At 57.0% G+C, this 18714-nt stretch carries 25 protein-coding genes and 1 pseudogene; 16 read left to right on the top strand and 10 right to left on the bottom strand.

Annotated features, from left to right (window positions below):
* Positions 1–85: 85 nt before the first annotated feature.
* Positions 86–397, bottom strand: coding sequence for a hypothetical protein (locus tag WM94_RS22010; protein WP_061552108.1), 312 nt, complete (start codon positions 395–397; stop codon positions 86–88).
* 206 nt (positions 398–603) lie between these two features.
* Between WM94_RS22010 and WM94_RS22005 the strand changes: the two genes are divergently transcribed.
* Genes WM94_RS22005 through WM94_RS21995 form a run of 3 tightly spaced genes read left to right on the top strand, consistent with a single transcriptional unit; the run spans position 604 to position 3411 of the window.
* Complete coding sequence (locus WM94_RS22005) at positions 604–1806, top strand: zinc-dependent alcohol dehydrogenase (protein ID WP_028697810.1); 1203 nt, start codon at positions 604–606, stop codon at positions 1804–1806.
* A gap of 13 nt (positions 1807–1819) precedes the next feature.
* Positions 1820–2053, top strand: a complete 234-nt coding sequence (locus tag WM94_RS22000; protein ID WP_028697811.1) for a PLDc N-terminal domain-containing protein — start codon at positions 1820–1822, stop codon at positions 2051–2053.
* Positions 2054–2085: 32 nt separating this feature from the next.
* Positions 2086–3411, top strand: coding sequence for an SDR family oxidoreductase (locus WM94_RS21995; protein WP_028697812.1), 1326 nt, complete (start codon positions 2086–2088; stop codon positions 3409–3411).
* 57 nt (positions 3412–3468) lie between these two features.
* Here WM94_RS21995 and WM94_RS21990 read toward each other — a convergent pair whose 3' ends face one another.
* A complete protein-coding gene (locus WM94_RS21990) occupies positions 3469–3747 on the bottom strand; it encodes a hypothetical protein (protein WP_028697813.1) in 279 nt (92 codons plus the stop codon).
* Between the two features lie 267 nt (positions 3748–4014).
* Between WM94_RS21990 and WM94_RS21985 the strand changes: the two genes are divergently transcribed.
* Positions 4015–4467, top strand: a complete 453-nt coding sequence (locus WM94_RS21985) for a response regulator (RefSeq protein ID WP_009681427.1) — start codon at positions 4015–4017, stop codon at positions 4465–4467.
* A gap of 136 nt (positions 4468–4603) precedes the next feature.
* Positions 4604–4954, top strand: a complete 351-nt coding sequence (locus WM94_RS21980; protein ID WP_061552107.1) for a general stress protein — start codon at positions 4604–4606, stop codon at positions 4952–4954.
* 376 nt (positions 4955–5330) lie between these two features.
* Here WM94_RS21980 and WM94_RS21975 read toward each other — a convergent pair whose 3' ends face one another.
* On the bottom strand, positions 5331–6884 hold the full coding sequence (locus tag WM94_RS21975) for a sensor histidine kinase (protein WP_028697816.1): 1554 nt from the start codon (positions 6882–6884) through the stop codon (positions 5331–5333).
* 183 nt (positions 6885–7067) lie between these two features.
* Between WM94_RS21975 and WM94_RS21970 the strand changes: the two genes are divergently transcribed.
* A complete protein-coding gene (locus WM94_RS21970; protein WP_028697817.1) occupies positions 7068–7448 on the top strand; it encodes a response regulator in 381 nt (126 codons plus the stop codon).
* A 15-nt stretch (positions 7449–7463) separates the two neighbouring features.
* On the opposite strand, the gene WM94_RS21965 is transcribed toward WM94_RS21970, so the two are convergent.
* On the bottom strand, positions 7464–8798 hold the full coding sequence (locus WM94_RS21965) for a sodium:proton antiporter (protein ID WP_028697818.1): 1335 nt from the start codon (positions 8796–8798) through the stop codon (positions 7464–7466).
* A gap of 165 nt (positions 8799–8963) precedes the next feature.
* On the opposite strand from WM94_RS21965, the gene WM94_RS21960 reads away from it, so the two are divergent.
* On the top strand, positions 8964–9380 hold the full coding sequence (locus WM94_RS21960; protein WP_028697819.1) for a low affinity iron permease family protein: 417 nt from the start codon (positions 8964–8966) through the stop codon (positions 9378–9380).
* Here WM94_RS21960 and WM94_RS21955 read toward each other — a convergent pair.
* The 5 genes from WM94_RS21955 to WM94_RS21940 form a co-directional block, all read right to left on the bottom strand.
* Positions 9377–9814 carry a response regulator gene (locus WM94_RS21955; RefSeq protein ID WP_028697820.1) on the bottom strand — a complete coding sequence of 146 codons (438 nt, stop codon included), beginning with the start codon at positions 9812–9814 and terminating at the stop codon, positions 9377–9379. The genes WM94_RS21960 and WM94_RS21955 overlap by 4 nt on opposite strands.
* A gap of 83 nt (positions 9815–9897) precedes the next feature.
* A complete protein-coding gene (locus WM94_RS21950; protein WP_028697821.1) occupies positions 9898–10332 on the bottom strand; it encodes a DNA methylase in 435 nt (144 codons plus the stop codon).
* Complete coding sequence (locus WM94_RS21945; RefSeq protein WP_028697822.1) at positions 10329–10553, bottom strand: DUF2188 domain-containing protein; 225 nt, start codon at positions 10551–10553, stop codon at positions 10329–10331. Before WM94_RS21945 ends, WM94_RS21950 begins: the two co-directional genes overlap by 4 nt.
* 17 nt (positions 10554–10570) lie before the next feature.
* The gene (locus WM94_RS30515) at positions 10571–10729 is read right to left on the bottom strand and encodes a hypothetical protein (protein WP_162838439.1); all 159 of its coding nucleotides are present in this window, start codon (positions 10727–10729) and stop codon (positions 10571–10573) included.
* A 36-nt stretch (positions 10730–10765) separates the two neighbouring features.
* Positions 10766–11059 (bottom strand): DUF6555 family protein, encoded by a 294-nt coding sequence (locus WM94_RS21940; protein WP_028697823.1) that lies wholly within the window; start codon positions 11057–11059, stop codon positions 10766–10768.
* Positions 11060–11257: 198 nt separating this feature from the next.
* On the opposite strand from WM94_RS21940, the pseudogene WM94_RS30895 reads away from it, so the two are divergent.
* The 6 genes and pseudogenes from WM94_RS30895 to WM94_RS21910 form a co-directional block, all read left to right on the top strand.
* Positions 11258–11522 (top strand): annotated as a pseudogene (locus tag WM94_RS30895) (short-chain dehydrogenase); the annotation flags it as partial.
* A 291-nt stretch (positions 11523–11813) separates the two neighbouring features.
* Entirely contained in the window at positions 11814–12353 is a 540-nt protein-coding gene (locus tag WM94_RS21930; RefSeq protein WP_028697825.1) for a type 1 glutamine amidotransferase domain-containing protein, read from the top strand.
* A 252-nt stretch (positions 12354–12605) separates the two neighbouring features.
* Entirely contained in the window at positions 12606–13463 is an 858-nt protein-coding gene (locus WM94_RS21925; protein WP_028697826.1) for an SDR family oxidoreductase, read from the top strand.
* A 367-nt stretch (positions 13464–13830) separates the two neighbouring features.
* Positions 13831–14334 (top strand): CinA family protein, encoded by a 504-nt coding sequence (locus WM94_RS21920; RefSeq protein ID WP_028697827.1) that lies wholly within the window; start codon positions 13831–13833, stop codon positions 14332–14334.
* Between the two features lie 11 nt (positions 14335–14345).
* Entirely contained in the window at positions 14346–14852 is a 507-nt protein-coding gene (locus tag WM94_RS21915) for a hypothetical protein (RefSeq protein WP_028697828.1), read from the top strand.
* 9 nt (positions 14853–14861) lie between these two features.
* The gene (locus tag WM94_RS21910) at positions 14862–15305 is read left to right on the top strand and encodes a DUF421 domain-containing protein (protein WP_028698529.1); all 444 of its coding nucleotides are present in this window, start codon (positions 14862–14864) and stop codon (positions 15303–15305) included.
* 35 nt (positions 15306–15340) lie between these two features.
* Here the strand turns inward: WM94_RS21910 and WM94_RS30245 are convergent, their stop codons facing one another.
* Entirely contained in the window at positions 15341–15574 is a 234-nt protein-coding gene (locus tag WM94_RS30245; protein ID WP_131812211.1) for a hypothetical protein, read from the bottom strand.
* 248 nt (positions 15575–15822) lie between these two features.
* Between WM94_RS30245 and WM94_RS21905 the strand changes: the two genes are divergently transcribed.
* The 3 genes from WM94_RS21905 to WM94_RS29530 all read left to right on the top strand — a co-directional run bounded on the left by WM94_RS21905 (position 15823) and on the right by WM94_RS29530 (position 18460).
* Entirely contained in the window at positions 15823–17577 is a 1755-nt protein-coding gene (locus tag WM94_RS21905; RefSeq protein ID WP_082810611.1) for a glycoside hydrolase family 15 protein, read from the top strand.
* Between the two features lie 91 nt (positions 17578–17668).
* The gene (locus tag WM94_RS21900) at positions 17669–18133 is read left to right on the top strand and encodes a hemerythrin domain-containing protein (RefSeq protein ID WP_028697831.1); all 465 of its coding nucleotides are present in this window, start codon (positions 17669–17671) and stop codon (positions 18131–18133) included.
* A gap of 78 nt (positions 18134–18211) precedes the next feature.
* Positions 18212–18460: a hypothetical protein gene (locus WM94_RS29530; protein WP_028698527.1), complete on the top strand. Its 249-nt coding sequence runs from the start codon at positions 18212–18214 to the stop codon at positions 18458–18460.
* The last annotated feature ends 254 nt before the right edge of the window (positions 18461–18714 follow it).

Here is an 18714-nt window from a genome sequence, read left to right as displayed (position 1 = left end):
TTTCTCGGTCACTTGCTTGACCGCTTCGATCTTGAACTCTTCGGGGTAACGCTGACGACTCATGGCACCTCCTATTTGGGCCTCATTATGAGGCTTGGAGGTGTCTACGAAACCAGGGGCGATTCAGGTTGTATTTTTCAAGGCTGGAGGCACCGGGATTGGTGGCCGTATCGGGCTCGATGACGACCTTGCCCAAAATCACCTCAACGAGCGTGGCCAGGGTTTTGCGCTGAGCCTTGGCTTCAGCAGTGAGGATCTGAACGGCCATGGTTTCACGCAGATCCGGGAGTGCTTCGCCAGCCTCCAATGCCTCCGCTTCTGTAAGCGCTTGTACCTGCTCAAGCACTTCAGGTCGTGAGGCAGCGAACACCATGAATGCCAACATCGTGTCGTCCATCGCCCCGCCCCTCGTTTAATCGGCCTGGCTCTTGTGGCACGGGCTCAGATCGTTCGATACCGGTGTGATCAGGAATGTTCAGCTTGAAATGGTGGCGTCGAGAATGAGTTTTAAGTACCACCGGACTTGTTGGGCTGAACTTTGCCATCTGTCCTGGCTTCCCCTGCATACCTACCACGGAAAAACGCCTGCAGGAGCTTACCCTCATGAGAGCGCTCACCTACCACGGAGCACACGACGTCAGGGTCGATAACGTCCCCGATCCCATCATCGAGCACGAAGACGACATCATCCTCAGGGTCACCGCCACGGCCATTTGTGGCTCTGACCTGCACCTCTACCGAGGCAAAATTCCAGAAACCGAAGCGGGTGATATCTTCGGCCATGAGTTCATGGGCATCGTCGAAGATACTGGCAGTGCCGTCACCAATCTGCAGATCGGCGACCGCGTAGTGATTCCCTTTGTGATCGCTTGCGGCAGTTGCTTCTTCTGTCAGCACGATCTGTTTGCTGCCTGTGAAACCACCAACACAGGTCGTGGTGCGATCATCAACAAGAAGGGGATTCCCCCAGGCGCCGCGCTGTTTGGATATAGCCATCTCTATGGCGGTATCCCTGGCGGCCAGGCGGATTACGTGAGGGTGCCCAAGGGCAACGTCGGCCCGTTCAAAGTGCCCACCGAGCTGGCCGATGACAAGGTACTGTTTCTCTCGGACATCCTGCCGACCGCGTGGCAGGCGGTCATCAATGCCGAAATAGGCCAAGGGTCATCGGTGGCGATCTACGGCGCCGGGCCGGTGGGCTTGCTGAGCGCCGCCTGTGCGCGAATGCTCGGTGCCCAGACCATCTTCATGGTCGATGACAACGGCTACCGCCTGGCTTACGCCCGCGAGGCTTACGGCGTCATACCCATCAACTTCGAGCAGGACGACGATCCAGCCGACAGCATCATCCGTCAGACTCCAGGCATGCGCGGGGTCGATGCGGTGATCGATGCGGTCGGATTCGAGGCCAAAGGCAGCACTGCCGAAACGGTAATGACGGCGCTGAAGATCGAAGGCAGCAGCGGCAAGGCGCTGCGCCAGAGCATTGCTGCAGTGCGTCGTGGTGGCGTTGTCAGCGTCCCCGGTGTGTACGCCGGCTTCATCCACGCGTTCATGTTCGGCGATGCCTTCGACAAAGGCCTTACCTTCAAGATGGGCCAGACCCATGTGCAGAAATATTTGCCTGAACTTCTTGAACACATCGAGGCAGGACGCCTGCAACCAGAGCTGATCGTCACCCACCGCCTGGCCCTCGAAGAAGCGGCCATGGGCTACAAAATGTTCGATCAGAAGCAGGACAACTGTCGCAAGGTCATCCTCGTGCCAGGCGCGGCAGCGGGCGCCTTGGGCCCTGACTTCGTGTAGAGGAGTCAAGCACATGAACGGTATCGCCAGCTACTTCTGGATTGCCGTCGCGGCAATCCTTTTACTGATCGATCTGTGGGCCATCGTCAGCGTCTTCAGAAGCGACAAGTCAGATGCAGTCAAAGCGGCCTGGGCTCTGCTGATACTCGCGCTACCGCTGGTTGGCCTGGGTATCTGGGGCGTTGCCGGCCCGCGAGGCATCAAGCGAGGCACCGGGCCCACTTCCGATGAGCACAGCAAAGGCTGACATTTCCGAGCTCCACTTACAGGGGTTTCAACATGATCAATCAAGCGACAGGCATGAAATCAGGCAAACGCTATCGCGTGGAAAACGTGGAGCGCGCTCATCAGTTCCCCGGCTTCTTTCAAGACGGGAAGTATTATCTCGGCCCTGAGCTTCTCACCGCCGTGGGCTGGCTCGAAGGTACGCGCTTCATCTACGACAGCCTGGATGCCGAAGGTGAGCCCGTATTTCCAAACCGGGAGGCAGGCACGGTGGAAGGGCTGACGTTGACCCTGATCGATGGCACCTCTCTTGAGCTCTCGCGGATCGAGGCCAGCGAAACCGTTGCCCCCCTTGACCCCAGCGCCTCGGGTGCGCAACGAGAAGCGCCTGTCCGTGGCGCTCCGCTCAAAGGGCCTCTGCGCGGCAAGGTCGTGGTCATCACCGGCGCATCCAGCGGCATAGGCCGAGCAGCCGAGCATGCCTTTGCGTGCAAAGGTGCTCGCTTGGTACTCGCCGCACGCGACGAAGAGGCGTTGTTCGACGTACTGGATGAATGCACCGATTGCGGTACGGACGCCATAGCGATCACGACCGACGTTACCCACAGCGACCAGGTTCAAGCGCTTGCCGTTCAGGCCGCAGACTTTGGACATGGACGGATCGATATCTGGGTCAACAATGCCGGGGTCGGCGCGGTCGGCAATTTCGAAGAAACGCCGTTGGAGGCGCACGAGCAGGTCATCCAGACTGACCTGATCGGTTACCTGCGAGGTGCCTACGTCGCCCTTCCCTACTTCAAGGCTCAGGGTAACGGCACGCTCATCAACACGCTGTCGCTGGGCAGCTGGGTGGCCCAGCCCTACGCCGCCGCTTATTCGGCGAGCAAATTCGGCTTACGTGGACTGACCGAGGCATTGCGAGGCGAGCTGACTGAATATCCCAACATCCATGTCTGCGATATCTATCCAGCAGTCATGGACACACCTGGCTTCCGAGACGGTGGCAACTACACCGGACATACGCTGACACCGCCAGGCCCCGTATACGATCCCGAGATGGTGGCAAAGGCTATGGTGGCCTGCGCAATCTCGCCTCGGGCTCACACCACCGTTGGCGCTGCAGCGCGCATCGCGCATTTGGCCAGCTACCTGATACCAGGGCTGCCTCTGTTGTCAGGGAAGCTGACGCGCTGGGGGATAAATCGCAGCCCCGTAGCCGGAGCATCATCAGGCAACCTCTTCGAGCCTCCAAGTGGCAGGAGAGGTATCGACGGAGGTTGGAGGAAGTCAAAAGATAAAACGCCCCTACTGATCGGCGCAGCGGCGCTGGGAATCCTTGTGGGTTTTACACTCTCACATTCACGACGCAGGGATAGATAGAGAAGGCCTGCTTACAGAGGAATGAGCGTGGTTTCATTGCGAGATCACGTTCGATCCCTACTCTGCTGACGAGCTCGTGGGTTTAACCGGGTGATAGTCCTCCCCTGCTACCGCTCTCAGGTAAGCAACGTCAGCCTCCAGACGAAGATCGCGCCATTCCTGCCAGCAGATAATCCCTCGACGATCCATCTCATCGGCCTGGCGAAGCAGTTCCTCGTGATAGTCGTCAGGCGAGTCCATGCGCAATGCCCTGTCTTCAAGCATCCGATACCAAACCGCCAAACAATTGAGCTTCAGCAATTGGGCGGCAGACAGGTTTTTCTCGAGCGTTCGCATCAGGAGGCCTCATACGCTGATGGAGGGTTGAGTCACGCAGATTGCAGAGGTTCAGTAGGGCGGTGTCAGCGGCATGGATGCGTCCAGATGGTCGCCCCCGTTATAGATCCGCTCACGGATGGGAATGTATGGCACTGACTCAAGCTGGAGTGAATTTCTTGAACGCTAGCGATGTCGTAGTGATGGCGCGCTGCTACGTCTTGCTGGAAGAAAGCAAGCAGACCTGGATGTCCCTCCCTTCCTGCAGCCGCATGTCCGAGTACACATATGAAAGAGCTGCTTTCCGCTGCGAAGATAATTCGCCCAACTGTTCTCATCGTTGAGGACGAACCCATGATTCGAGAGCTTTTGACCCTGTACCTGGAAGAATGGGGGGCCATGGTGACAGCGGTGGCGACTGCCGATGACGGTAATGAGGCGTTGAGGAAGCAAGATTGGACGCTGCTGATAACGGATGTACAAACGCCTGGTTTACTCAATGGGGTTGATCTTGCCTGGATGGCAAGCCAGCAAAAACCTCAGACGCGCATCATTGTCATGAGCGGATACTACGAATTTGCAGGGAGAGTGTTGCCGCCAGGTGCGGAGTTCCTTCCTAAGCCGTGGCCAATAACCCAGCTCCAGGAACTGCTCTGCGCTCAGCTGAACCACGCCGACGGGGGTGGGAGGTCGGCGTCTGCCAAGCTTGATCTTTCCCAAACGTTCGCGAACAAAGCTTAAGGACGCCACACACGCCTGCACCGGTTCTTTCGCGCAACCCGTCGGCCTTGGCCAAAACCCACTGAGTAAACACCCCGCCCCAGGACGTCCGAGTTGAACACAGACTTTCCTGTGTGACGACATGAGGTGAAAGATCATGGCTAACAACCAAACCAATCGTGGCCATCAAGGTGGTACTGCTCAGAACAATCCTGGCAATTTTGCCAATGATCGCGAGAAAGCGTCGGAGGCAGGTCGCAAAGGCGGGCAGAGCTCAGGCGGCAACTTTGCCAACGACCGTGAGCGTGCCTCGGAGGCTGGCCGTAAAGGCGGGCAGAGCTCAGGCGGCAACTTTGCCAACGACCGTGAGCGTGCCTCGGAGGCTGGCCGTAAAGGCGGGCAGAGCTCAGGCGGCAACTTTGCCAACAACCGTGAGCGTGCCTCGGAGGCTGGCCGTAAAGGCGGGCAAAACAGCCACGGCGGCGGTCGCGGTAGCGAGAACCGTTAACTTGAAATGAGCCAGGCCGGGGTGCATGGCACTCTGGCCACTTTTAGAGAAAATGAAAGCGGTGTTAAGAAGACAGCGAAATGGGCAACAAGGGTTTGCCTCTCGCTCGAAGACGACCACCAACGAACACCAGCGCCAATGACGCTGCCGCTAGCAACAGGCTCACCCCTAGCATCTCGCTAGTGAGGTTGTGAAACCCTGAAACCGCAACGCCGATTATGGCTAACATTCCTGAAAGCCCAGCGTAACCTACCGCAGTCATCAGCCATCCCCAGTTACGCATACCCTACTCCTCCAATGATGATCCCAGGTCTCGAATCAGCCTCATTACGACCATACGCATTTGGCTAAGTGCCATCGGTGTGTGCAGGCGCGCCTAAAGTTTGAAGCGTACATGGATACAGCTTTTACTATCCTGCCGATCAACCTCCACTGCCGCGCTACCGTAACCGGAATAGCTTTTGACCAATCGCATGCCAAGCCCCGTACCTGTCGGCTTTGGATAATTATCAGGGAAGCCGTCGCCCTCATCCCTGACGGTGAGTAGCGCATGGTCGCCGGCATGCTTGACGGCCACCTCAATGTTGCCCTTACCATACTTGAGGGCATTGGTGATCAGTTCAGAAATTACCAGTCCCAGGGGCGCCATTCTTTCTGAAGGCAATACGAACTCGTCAGCGTCCAGCACAATTTTGCGCTCGGCTAAGGCTCTGCCCAGATCCCCCAACAGAGCAGTGAGGTAATCACGCGCACGAAGTTCTTGATCTTCGGCAGCCTGGTACAGCCGCTCGTGAACCGTGGCAATGGTCACTACTCGGCCTGCAGCGGTTTCAAGCTGCAATTTAACCGCTGCATCGGGCGTGAGATTGGCCTGTAGCAACAGCAGTGTGTTTACCAGGTGAAGGCTGTTCTTGACGCGATGGTGGATCTCTTCGAGATAGAGGTCGCTTCGGTTCTGCTTGCTATTCTGAGCCTCGATGAGCGACAGCAATTGAGCCTCATATTGATGACGCTCGGTGATATCTCGCGATACGGCAATCATTCGCTCGACCTTGCCGTCCGCTCCGAGGATCGGCGCCACCGTCACGTCCCACCATTTGGGTTCATCGGGAGCGATTGGGCAGTACGATTCGAACCTCATGGTTTCGCCAGCGCTGACTTTAGCTACCGCCTCCCAAACAAATGATCGCGACTCCTCAGGCCACAAGTCATACCATCGCTGACCTTTAACAGTGGTCAGTTGGGTATCCAGGAATGTCAGCCCGGCTTCATTCATGAACTCGATCTCGCCGTTCGGGGCCAAGATATCCACCCAGTCAGGGCTTGCGTTCAGAATGGTCTCGGAATAAGGGTCGGGAACTGGAACATCCACGCCTGCAGATATTCTTTCGACAGCCATGGAAATGACGTTCGAGATGCCTTCCAGAAATACCAGATCGCTCTCTACAAAATCGTCCCCGTTGCTGCTGTCGGCTTCCAGTACACCAAACGGGCTGAGCAAACCCCGGATCGGGACATTGATGGCCCGCTCGATTCCATATTTTTTCAGCAGTTCCGGCGTTCGAAAGCGGTTTTCCATACCCAAATGATTCGAGAGTACGGGCCTGTAGGTGGCCAATGCATAGCCTGCGGGACTAGCCACATCGCCGCCCACGGTTGCCCGCCCGATGTCAGAAGCATCCCAGCCAACGCCGTGGGTCAGAACAAACCCTTCCCCTTCCCCGTCCTCTGCTGGCTGGAGCACCTTGGAAAAACGAGTGCTCATCCCTTCAGCGACTACTTCACATGCACGGGTCAGCAACAGATCCAAGTCCGCAGCCTTCAGGGACATTACGCCAAACTCGACCACGAGCTCATGTTGGCGGTGCAAGCGCGCATGAGTCTTCTTCAATGCCGCTCGGATGGTTTCGTCCACTGGTAGCTGCTGCATAGTCTTCCCTTCCGCAATAACGGGAAACGCCCAGAATCCTTTCAGAGCGTACAGTCGTTTCGCTTACCGCTTTCCTACCATAGCCGCTAATTCATGACGGCGCCTAGGGCACCACTTATCGCCCAGGAGCAACGGCGTAGAGGCCCAGAGCCCTAATGCATATGACCCGCGAGCAAACCTTACATGCCGAAAACCATCCTCATTGTGGAAGACGACGACCTCCTGAGAGACCTAACTGCCGAGAGCCTCTCGTCACTCTACGCCGTTGCTATGACGTGCTGCGCAAATGCTGACGAGGCGTTGCATTACCTTTGCAATAAGGATGTCCCTAGCTTGGTGATGACCGATATTCATATGCCTGGAAGCATGGACGGTTTAGGCCTTGCACACGAGATTTGGCGTCGATGGCCTACCCTGCCAGTGATTCTGACTTCGGGCGACGCAGTAATCGACACCGGTTTGCTGCCTGCTCGGACAGCATTTCTCCCCAAACCTTGGGAGATTTCTGATCTCGCCTCGCTGATCAACAAATTAGTAACGCTCCCGCCGCAAGTAGAAGCTTGATCCAAAGAACGCTGCCTACCCCTTCCATGCTTCGTATTTGGCTAGCAGCGGTTGAACGCTCAATCCATGTAGCAGAATGCTCAACGCCACCACCGACAAAACCAAGCTAATGCTCTGTGCGGCCAAGGTGGGAAGCAGCCCATGATTGAGGGCATAGAACAGGTAGTAGAAGCTGCCGATACCTCGGATGCCAAACCACCCCAGAAGCCCGCGCTGACGGATATCCAGCATTCCCCGAGCCGGGAAAAGCAGAATGCTGACGGGGCGAATGACAAAGAACAAGGCGCCGGCTACCAGCACTGCCCGCCAGTCCCAATGTTCAATGAGCACTACCCCGAGCATGGTGACGAGAAACACTTCCAGTGCCCGCTCGATCAAGCTACCGAATGCCAGCATGTCCCCCAACATTATCCCCGCTGCCACCTGTGAGTCATCGAGCCCTTCCACATCACCTTTGACGGCCAGCTCCGGCGCGACATGCTGGTGTCCTACCACAGGCTGTACTAGATGCTCGGCAGCTGGATCCTCGGGGCTATTTGAGGTGTGAACCTCCGCCTGGCGCAAACCGAGGCCCGCAGCGAACACCGCGAGAAACCCATAGGCCTGAATAGTCTCGGCGCTCACATAAGCCAGCGCGATCAGGGCAAGGGCGAGATAGTCGTTGGGCGACACGGTGCTGTCGTCGTTGCGCAAACGCAAGAAAAGCGTGAGTTTGCCCAAGCCACGCCCCATCCAATAGCCCAGCAGCAGACCTGCAGTGACTGCCCACAGCATGTCCTTGAGGAGCCAGCTAGAGAACCAGGCTTGCCCGGTATCCTGTTGCAGGAACAGGCCGAGGATGACGAAGGGAAAAGCCACTCCATCGTTGAGCCCTGCCTCACCGGACAGGCTGAAACGGACAGGATCATCGTCCTGGGCATCAACCACCTGTACCAGGGTTGCCAGCACCGGGTCTGTGGGTGCCAGGATAGCTCCAATCAGAACGGACACTCCCCACCCCAGGTGGAGGCCGTAATGCAGCACCAGCGTTACCCCACCGATGCAGAGCAACATCACCGGCCCCGCCAGATAGAAAGCGCTCAACCAGCTGCGGTTGTGCAAGGGCAAGCGCAACTTCAGGCCACTGAAGAACAGCGAAAACAACACCGCGACTTCGGTGAGGTGCTCCATCCAGCCACTCGACTTGCTCAAGTCGAGCTGTAGGAAACCCAGGCCCGATGTTCCCAGAGCCATACCTAAGCCAAGGCACACAACGGACGTTGTAACTGGAATCCAGCGCAGGTACGAGGATGAAAGCGAGAGTAGCAGGAGCACTGCACCCAGCATGGCGAACCAGACGATGAAGGTCATCTGCGCAGAAGCCTTGGGAGAATTTTCGATTACTTTTTGACTTTCTGGCTAAACACGTCGTTCCGCTGCACTTACTACGTTCGTCCATCATCACGGCGAAATGTAAAAAAAGATTTCAGCGCTCCTCTGCTGTCAAAACCGATAGGTCGCATTGGAGTTATCGTCATGAAATTCGCCCAGTTCTGCCAATCGCTCGCTAACCACGCCGGTAAACCGAGTACCTTCTTGATCGCCGTGGTACTAATTGCCACATGGGCTGCATCCGGGCCCTGGTTTCACTACAACGACACCTGGCAACTCATCGTTAATACGTCGACCACCATCATCACATTCCTGATGGTTTTCCTGATTCAGAATACCCAGAACCGGGACAACGACATCATCCACGTGAAGCTCGACGAGCTTATCCGTGCTACAAAATCCGCAGAGCAGTCGGTGCTCGATCTTGAAGCACTCGACAATCGAGAAATCCATAAACTTCGCAAGGAATATCAGGCGATGGGCAGCCACTGCGAGACGCCCCACCAAATGTCTAGCGAGCAGCGGGCGGACGATGCAGATCGAGACAACCTGCAGCGCTAAAGAGCGTTATGGTCGGACGATGCGGGCAGAGCTGGCGGAACACTTGCAGAGCTGAGCGCCTGGTTAATAGCTTCAGCGAGCTCGTCAATTGACCATGGTTTGAACAGGTAAGTGACAGGTGGGGTGACCTGCGATGGATCAAGCTGATAGCCCGAGGTGAGAATGGCTGGTAATCTTGGCCACCTTTCGTGGGCCATGGAGATGAACTCCATGCCTTTGATGCTTCCAGGAACACCGTGATCGGCGACGATCAACGAGCAGTCGCTCCCAAGTCCCATCAAGTGAATCAAAGCGTCTTCGGCGTTATCGAAGGCATCGCAGGCGGCGCCCAACTCGATTAGGATCTCCACCAGCAGAGTCTGAAGCGTTGGATCATCTTCCACGACAACTACTGTCTTCCCTGATAGCGATAAACTCTCGATGTCAAGCTTCATCACCCTCTCCAGTCCATAATTGATTCTTTGAGTGTTCCACTCATCTGGACGCGCGTCGATGGAGGCCAATCGCCGTCATCCGCTCAATGGCCTTCCGACACTGACAAATAGCCAAGCGCCTCTCGCATGAAAATCTCCACCGTCTTAGGGCCTATACCCTCGAAGCTTAGCAGCCAGCGCTTGAAGTTCTCACAACCTGGATCGTCCCGCAGCGCCTCAAGTTGAACACCCAATTCCGCGTCTACCTTCTTACCAAGGGCATGCAATCGTCGGGCAGTGGATTCATCGTATCGCGCATACCCAGCCTGCCCGAGCAGCCTCACAAGGGTCGCATGTGTGGCCTGCGCAAGCTTTTGCGGCGTATCAAGCCCCTGCTGATCGACAAGTATCCGGTACGCCCTCAAGGCGACAGTAGATCGTATGCGCTTGCCCATGAGAAAGCTGGCCATCAACCACCTGAACACACCCCCGACATCCGTGACTTCGATGCCGAGATCACAGGCATTTACGGTCTTCAACCTTTACTACGGCGCGGGTCAGCAGATCGTGGGTAGGTGCGCTCCTCTTCGATAGTGCCATCCGCCTTATGGATCTTCACCGATGCCGTCTTGCCATCAAAGAAATCTGCGAGGGCGCTGACCAATTCATGCTTAGTCGCCGCTCGCTTGGAGGCGCGTTCAGCACCGGCTTTCTTCAATTCCCATCCATTTGCTGTAGGGCTGAGGTGGTAATTGTCCATCGTGTGCTCCTCCTGGTTCATATGGGTTGGCCGTCATCCTCAATGTCTTCCTCTGCCTCGGCTGCTTCAGTGGCATCAGCGTCATTCAAAGGAGGCGACGTGGGCTTTTCCGGATCGTTAATGAAAGGTAAGTCGCTTGGGCCTTTCTCTTCAGAGCCTTCGGTTTTAGGCTGCATAGCAACATCTCCAAAAAAGTGGCCGGCCTCAGGGGTTCAGGCACCTTCTCCAGCACCTGAAAATTTGCCGACATCGATAGGTTGGGGAATGAATTCAGGGCCATTGCCGGCAAGTCGCCACTTCACGTTCGCGATGCCATAGCCCTCTGCCATTGGACGACTGACCAGCTTGATGTTCTGCTGACTGAATCGCGGGATGATGCCAACACCGGCATCGCAACTAGCCCAGTGCCAGGCCACGGGATCGTCCATTTTTTCCAAGCGAATAATGAACGCCCGGCTCTCGCCATGGAGTGTGTAATCGATAACAAATAATTGCTGCCCAGGCACGTGAGTATCTCCCTTTGACCCAAATTTACAGAGGGGGATGTACGCGTAAAAATTCAATTGAAAAGTCAGACGGCAGACCCTGCGCTCAACCACCGGCCACCCACCAACAGATTGGACTGAAGTCCATTGGTCATCCCTTAGGAACACGTACTGCCTCGGCAACCTCCATGGCTATACCAGCATACGGAGGTCGTGGTCATGATTGATCCAACAACAGGCATGAAGGCGGGTGAGCGTTACTCCGTGGAGAACGTCGAACGCGCTCACCAGTTTCCAGGCTTCTTCCTCGATGGAAAATACTACCTCGGCCCCGAGTTACTCACAGCCGTTGGCTGGCTGGAGGGCAAGCGCTTCATTTACGACAACCTCGATGCTGCAGGCGAACCGGTTTTTCCAGGTCGCGCAGCGGGAGACATTGAAAACCTGACACTGACCCTGGTGGACGGCACAGCGTTGAAGCTGAACCAATTGGACGTCAGCGCCACGGCTGAGGAGGTTGAGCCCGTCGCTCAGTCCAGTCCGGACACACCATTGAACCGCAGTTCCGACGCACTGGAGTCCTCCGAGAATCTGTCCACGCCAACAGGTAGGCCGGGAAGCATGGACGGCATCGGCCTAACCCCTAAAGACAAGATACCGCTGTTGCTAAGTGCGGCAGTCATCGGTCTGCTCGCGGGACTTCTCATCGCTCATGCCCAACGTCGACGCCGTTGAGGCCTCCCCTGTCAGCTTTATCGAAAATGGAGATTCAAAGATGAGTACACAACTGAGTGGCAAGCGCGTTGCCTTCCTGGTGACTGATGGTTTTGAACAAGTCGAGTTAACAGGGCCTCGTGAGGCCTTGGAGAAAGCTGGTGCGGTGATCGACATCCTCGCTGATAAGGAAGGCACTGTGCGTGGTTGGAATCACGACAAGCCCGCCGACGAGTTTGCCGTGGATGCAACCTTCGAAGGTGCCCAACTCGATCTCTATGATGCCCTCGTGCTGCCCGGCGGCGTTCAGAACTCCGACACGATTCGCTTGATCCCCGGTGCGCAGAACCTGGTGAAGAGCCACGACGCGGCTGGCAAGCCGCTGGCCGTCATCTGCCACGGAGGCTGGCTCCTGGTGTCCAGTGGCTTGGCCAAAGGCAAGCGGATGACAAGCTACAAGACATTGCAGGACGACATTCGCAATGCGGGCGGCAATTGGGTGGATGAGCAGGTTGTAGTGGACGGCAACCTGATCACCAGCCGCCAGCCAGACGATATTCCGGCTTTCAACGAACAGTTGATCAAAGCGCTGGCAGGCTGAGTCCAGCTTTCTGCTTCGCGCCCTCCGGTGATGCCTCAGGCACCTGGAGGGCGCGGGTCACGCCAGCTGGATGTAGTGGAGCCTCACACAGAAAGCGCGACACGGGTCAGCGGTAGAGCCGACCAATTCCCGATAATTCAATGGAGATAGAAGGAGTGACCGCCCGTCGTTCAAACCCTGAATTCATCTCAACGTCGGCCCTTAGCTCCGTTCGAACGATAACAAGCGTTCTCAACTGCAGGAGCTTCCACCATGCGAGACTTCCCTACCCCGCCCTTCCCTTCACAGCCTCAAAATGTCCCCGGCTCACAGCGCAAGATGGAGCCCTACCCGGATTGTGGTGAGCAATCGTATACCGGCCACAATCGACTCGAAGGCAAGATTGCACTCATCACCGGAGCAGACAGCGGCATCGGGCGGGCAGTAGCGATTGCCTATGCCCGTGAAGGAGCCGACGTCGCCATCGCTTATCTGAATGAGCATGAAGACGCCCAAGAAACCGCGCGCTGGGTTGAGTCCGCAGGCCGTCAATGCCTGCTGTTGCCCGGAGACCTGGCGCAGAAACAGCACTGCTACGACATCGTCGAAAAGACCGTTAGCCAGTTCGGGCGCATCGACATCCTGGTCAACAACGCGGCGTTCCAGATGTCCCACGAGACCTTGGAAGAAATCGACGATGACGAATGGGTGAAGACCTTCGATACCAACATCACCGCGATCTTCAGGATTTGCCAGGCGGCTCTGCCTTCCATGCCCAAGGGAAGCTCGATCATCAATACGAGCTCGGTCAATTCCGACGATCCATCCCCCAGCCTGCTGGCCTATGCCACGACCAAGGGAGCCATTGCCAACTTCACTGCTGGCTTGGCTCAGTTGCTAGCCAAGAAAGGCATCAGGGTCAACAGCGTCGCGCCAGGCCCTATTTGGACGCCTTTGATTCCGGCAACCATGCCGGACGAGGCCGTCAAGAACTTCGGTTCCAGCTACCCGATGGGGCGCCCGGGGCAGCCGGTCGAAGTCGCGCCGATCTACGTGCTGCTGGGCTCCGACGAGGCCAGCTACATCAGTGGCTCACGTTACGCAGTGACTGGCGGTAAACCGATCCTTTAGCGAAAAGAGGCTCGCCGAGTTGGCGAGCCTCAAACCCTTTTCGTGGGCAGTTTCAGCGTTTTTGCTGATCGTGATCACGGGCCGTTTTTTGCGCCGTGGAGTCGTGGGCTGTCCCCGTTGATCCGTCCGGACGATGAGCATCGTTGTCTCGCTCCTCTTCCCCATGCGGCCTCGTCTGCGCACCTGCATTTTGCCTATCGCTCTCATTCTTCATCTTGCTCTCCTACCCTTGCCTTTGAATAAAAGAAGCCAATGTACGAGGCAAAGTTCAGGTCAGGTTCACTCCCCGAGATAGCCGGGCATTAGATGCGATGAACCAAATACCCCAGCATCGCGTCCACCGCAAAACAAGCGAGTCGATTCTGAAATGGAAAACGACCCTGTACTGGCCGCTCTCGGCTATCTCAAAAACAACAAACTGATTTTGAGCACAGCAGAATCGTGCACTGCGGGCTGCCTTGTGGCTTTGTTGGCGGCGGTACCGGGTACCGGCGAGGTGCTGGAAAGCGGCTATGTCGTCTACTCGCCCAGCGCCAAGAAGCGCTTGCTGGGCGTCAGCGCCGAAACCATCGAACGATATGGCCTGACCAGCGAAGCAGTAGCCTGGGAAATGGCCTTGGGCGCCTTGAGAGACAGCGATGCGAACGTGGTGATCGCCACCACCGGGGTAGCCGGGCCGGCACCCGAATCCGGGATACCACCGGGGACGATGTGCTTTGCGTGGGCTTTCGCCGGCGAGCCAATTGCCGTTTTCACGCGCACTCAGCGTTTCTTCGGCGAGCGGTCTGAAGTGATGCGCCAAGGCGCCGTTTTCGGGTTGACCCGGCTTTCCCACTATCACCAGCGCTGGTTACGCGGCGAGCGCGCCTGAGGGCTGTGATCATGTCGGAAGATGAACTGCTATCCAGGCGTCACCCTGTTCATGAAGATATACCGATGCAGCAGCGCGTCTGGCGCTTCGAGCGCGTGGGCTGGTACGTGCTCGTGGCCATCGTATTGCTTGCCTTGGCAGGCCTGTTCGGTAATGGCCCGTTGAGCGATGCCGAGGTGGTGAGCCAGGATGGCCGGGTACGGGTTGAGTACCAGCGCCTCAGCCGAAGCGGCACGACAGACAGTCTATTCATCACCGTTCAGGGTATCCCTGGTCAGCCGGTGGAAGTGCAAATCGAGGGATCATTGCTCCGTGACGCCAGTATCGAGACGTTGCAACCGGAGCCACAACAGTCGATGTCGCATGGCCAGGCCCTGCTGTTCCAATTGGGTACTAAAGAAGATGGGGTCGCCACCTTGTACTTGACCCTTCGAAGTGAGCACGTAGGCACTCTGGAGGGCAGCGTCAGGGCTGGCCCTGAAAGCGCCGTTCACTTCTCCACATTTCTTTACCCCTAGGAGTGCGTCATGGATTCGATCCTCCGCGCAGCCGGAATGTATGTCGCCCTCATGCTGCTGTTTCGCGTGGCCGGGCGGCGCTCGCTGGCCGATTTGACGACCTTCGACTTCGTGTTGTTGCTGATCATCGGGGAAGCCACCCAGCAGGCGCTTCTGGGTGACGATTTTTCATTCACCAATGCCACGCTGGTGATCGCCACGCTGATCGTACTGGACGTCGGCCTTTCACTAGCAAAGCTGAACTCCAAGCCCTTGGCCCGACTTCTGGACGGGCACGCTACCCTGGTTGTTGAGAATGGGCGCTTTCTGCATCACCGCATGCGTCGGGCACGACTCACGGAGGACGATATCCTCGAGTCAGCACGAGACAGCCAAGGCATCGAAAAAATTGAGCAAGTGAAGTTCGCTATCGTCGAACGCAATGGAAAGATTTCAATCATTCCTGCCGAGTAAGACAACAGGCTGTCAGTGGTAGAACCCATGTCCGTTTAGAGTGCCAATATCGCCTGGCTATGGTCGATGGTAGGGATGGGCATCAGTTCGCGCCGAGATACCAGCCAGGCCCGCATCCGCTCGGTATCAAAAATCTGACCCTCTTCCATCATCACCAGAATGAGCGTTTGGGACATTCGGTAACAGCCGCATTGAGAACAGTGTCGCTCTTCCCAGCCACCGGTGCATTCAACGGACTCAGCTTGCCCCGCGCAAATCAGACAACTCATGTAAGCCCCCTTTTGTTCTTGTTCCCTGCAGGGTAAATGCGAGGCAACGAAGCTCCCTTGTGTCTCGCTTTACATGAGATATCCATGCCAATTCTAAATTCCCTCTATTTACGCAGCGCTCACATAAGACGAACCAGACGCCAGATAGCCCTGTCGGAATGAGAACACGTGATCTCGAAGGCATGCTGATGGAAAGAGAACCGGTAGAAGCTCAACAGGGTGCACCTCAACGAGATGAGGGTGGATGGTTGCCCTTGGAGCAGTATGGTGCGCTCGGCGATGGGCGTTCCGTGGCACTGATTGGCCTGGACGGTTCCATCGACTGGTGGTGTGTGCCGCACATGGATTCACCACCCCTATTCGACAAGCTGCTGGCCCCTGAAACAGGAGGCTTCTTTTCCATTACCCCTAGCGAGCCGTTCGTTGCTGAGCGCCGCTACTTAGCAGACAGCAACGTCCTTGAGACAATTTTCATCACCACTCAGGGTCGTGCCCGGCTGACGGAATCCTTGAACAGCGGGCCAGCCGGACGCCTGCCTTGGGCCGAACTCGCCAGGCGCATTGAGTGTGTCGAGGGTGCGGTCGATTTCGAGTTAGCCATCGACTTCGGAACCCAAGCCGACACGGTAAGCCCCTACGTGGCGCCGAATGACAATGCCTGCGTTTTTCATGCGGGGCGAATACTCGGCATGTTCCTGCACGACCATCATGTGCACATCGAACGCAAAGACGACATGGGCGTCCGTGCTGTCCTTAGCCTTGCAGCTGGACAACGCTCAGTGGTTGCAATTATCGCAGGGCGTGATGAGCCCCTGGTGGCACCGCCGTTGGCCCTGATCGATGAACGCATCGACGGCTCGCACCGGGAGTGGTGCCAATGGTCGAAGGGACTGGTCTACGACGGCCCGTACCAGACTCAGGTCATCCGAAATGCGCTGGCCCTCAAGCTTCTGCTGTCCTCTCCAAGTGGCTCGATCATGGCGGCAGCGACTTCGTCCCTTCCCGAACGGATTGGCGGCTGCAAGAACTACGACTACCGGTTCGCCTGGATACGCGATGCCGGCTACACCATCGAGGCGTTTCTGGGCATCGGCGCACAGCCAGAGGCTAAGGCTGCATTCACCTGGCTACTGCGCCGGTTGGATGAACATGGGCCACAGGTGTTCTATACCCTGGACGGTGCAATCGGTGATTGCGTGCGCCCGGTCGATCTGCCTGGCTACAAGAACTCCCCTCCAGTCGTCGGCAATGATGCCCGCGACCAGCTCCAACACGGTGTGTTCGGCGATATCTTCGAAACAGCGCGCTGCTTCATCGACAGCGGCAACATTCTTGATTCCCCGAGCGCCATGCTCCTCTCAGGCCTTGCCGACCAGTGCGCCGACTGTTGGCGTCAGCAGGATGCCGGTATCTGGGAGTTGCCGGAAAAACAGCACTACACGATGTCCAAGGTCAGTTGCTGGCAAGCCTTGAGCCGGGCCATCGAACTGGCAGATGGCGGCCACCTTCCCACCACCTGCCGTGAACGCTGGGATCGCGAGCGACAGCGCATCCAACAATGGATCGAGGCGCACTGCTGGAGCGAAGAACGCCAGGCTTACCTGTTCTATCCAGACAGCGACCGACTGGACGCTTCACTGGCACTGGCCGTCAGGTTCGGCTACCCAAGCAAGGAACGTATGCGCAGCACGCTGGAAGCAATTGATCATGATCTAGGGGCCGGCGCTTTCCATTATCGCTGCACCGATGCACAGGAAGAGGAAGGTTGCTTCTTAGCCTGCACATTCTGGTTAATCGAAGCCTGGGCCATTCTGGGTAACCAGGAACGCGCCGAAGCCGCCTATGCAGACGCTTTGAAAGGGCTATCACATGGAGTAGGCATCTACTCGGAGATGGTCGATCCGCAGACGGGGCAGTATCTGGGCAACCTTCCGCAGGGCTTGACTCACCTGGCAGCCCTCAGAGCTGCGATGGCCATCAGTGGTTGCCATCCTGAACGGTGACGCCAGACATCATCTCCATTGAACCGTGTCGTTTGGCGGGGACTCAACCAGAGGCAAGTTCTTACATCCCATCCGTGATGAGGTAACGCCAATGAACGCTATCGACTTGCTGATTCAAGACCACAAGCTGGTGAAGAAGCTACTCGAAGAATTGTCGACCACCACCGAGCGAGCGGTGAAGAAACGGGCCGAGTTACTCCACAGGATCGAGCAGGAACTGCAGATTCACACCGCGCTCGAAGAAGAAATTCTTTATCCGGCCATCAAGGAAGCGGGAGGCAAGGAAGAAGCGAAGATGTACTACGAGGCCAAGGAGGAGCACCGGACTGTCGATTCGCTCGTCCTACCCGACCTGCTGCATACCGAAACTGGCACCGTCGAATTCGCCGGGCGGGTCAAGGTCATGAAAGAGCTGTTGGAGCATCACATCGCGGAAGAAGAAGGCGAGCTGTTCCCCACGGCGAAGAAGCTGCTCAGCAAGGACACCCTCGAGGAGCTGGGGCGAACGATGGAAATGCAGAAAAAGATGCTCAAGGGCGAGCAGCGAGCGGCTTAGTCGAGCGATCACCTGCCAGCGCTCAGGACGCTGGCAGGTGATCAGCTTCAGATACCCCATCATCAGTTGGAAGGTTTCATGGAATATTGGATTGGATTACTTGAATGGCCCGCCATGGTGATGACCGTACTGGCAGCCTGGTGCATTGGTTCGCGTCGTCCGGGTAGAAGGAAGATAGGATTTTGCTGCTTCATCGCAAGCAACGTGCTGTGGGCTGTGTGGGGCTGGCAAGCACATGCCTGGGCTCTGATCATCCTGCAGTTCTGTCTCTGCGCCATGAATCTGCGAGGGTGGCGCAAGAACACGCAACTGGAAATTGCCGGGTGATAACGCACTGACAAGCCGGTAAAGGTTGCTTCTAAAATATACAGGTTGCACTCCTCACCACGCTTCCGTCCCTGGAAGCAGTGAGAGCAGATCAGGCCGCAGGCTTGAGCACCACTTTCGTCCAGCCTGCGGATTCCACGCCATCCGGCCACCCAGTCCGCTCTCATCTGGCCAGGCATTCCACGGCCATCTGGCCACCTGTTCCACGGCCATCCGGCCGGGCAGTCGGAGCGCAGCGACGCAGGGGGGGCATT

This window comes from Pseudomonas sp. ABFPK, assembly GCF_001586765.1.
In the GTDB taxonomy this organism is placed as follows: Bacteria; Pseudomonadota; Gammaproteobacteria; order Pseudomonadales; family Pseudomonadaceae; genus Aquipseudomonas; species Aquipseudomonas asiatica.
The sequence above is the reverse complement of the archived record's forward strand: the minus strand, read 5'-3'. Positions and strand labels throughout refer to the sequence as shown.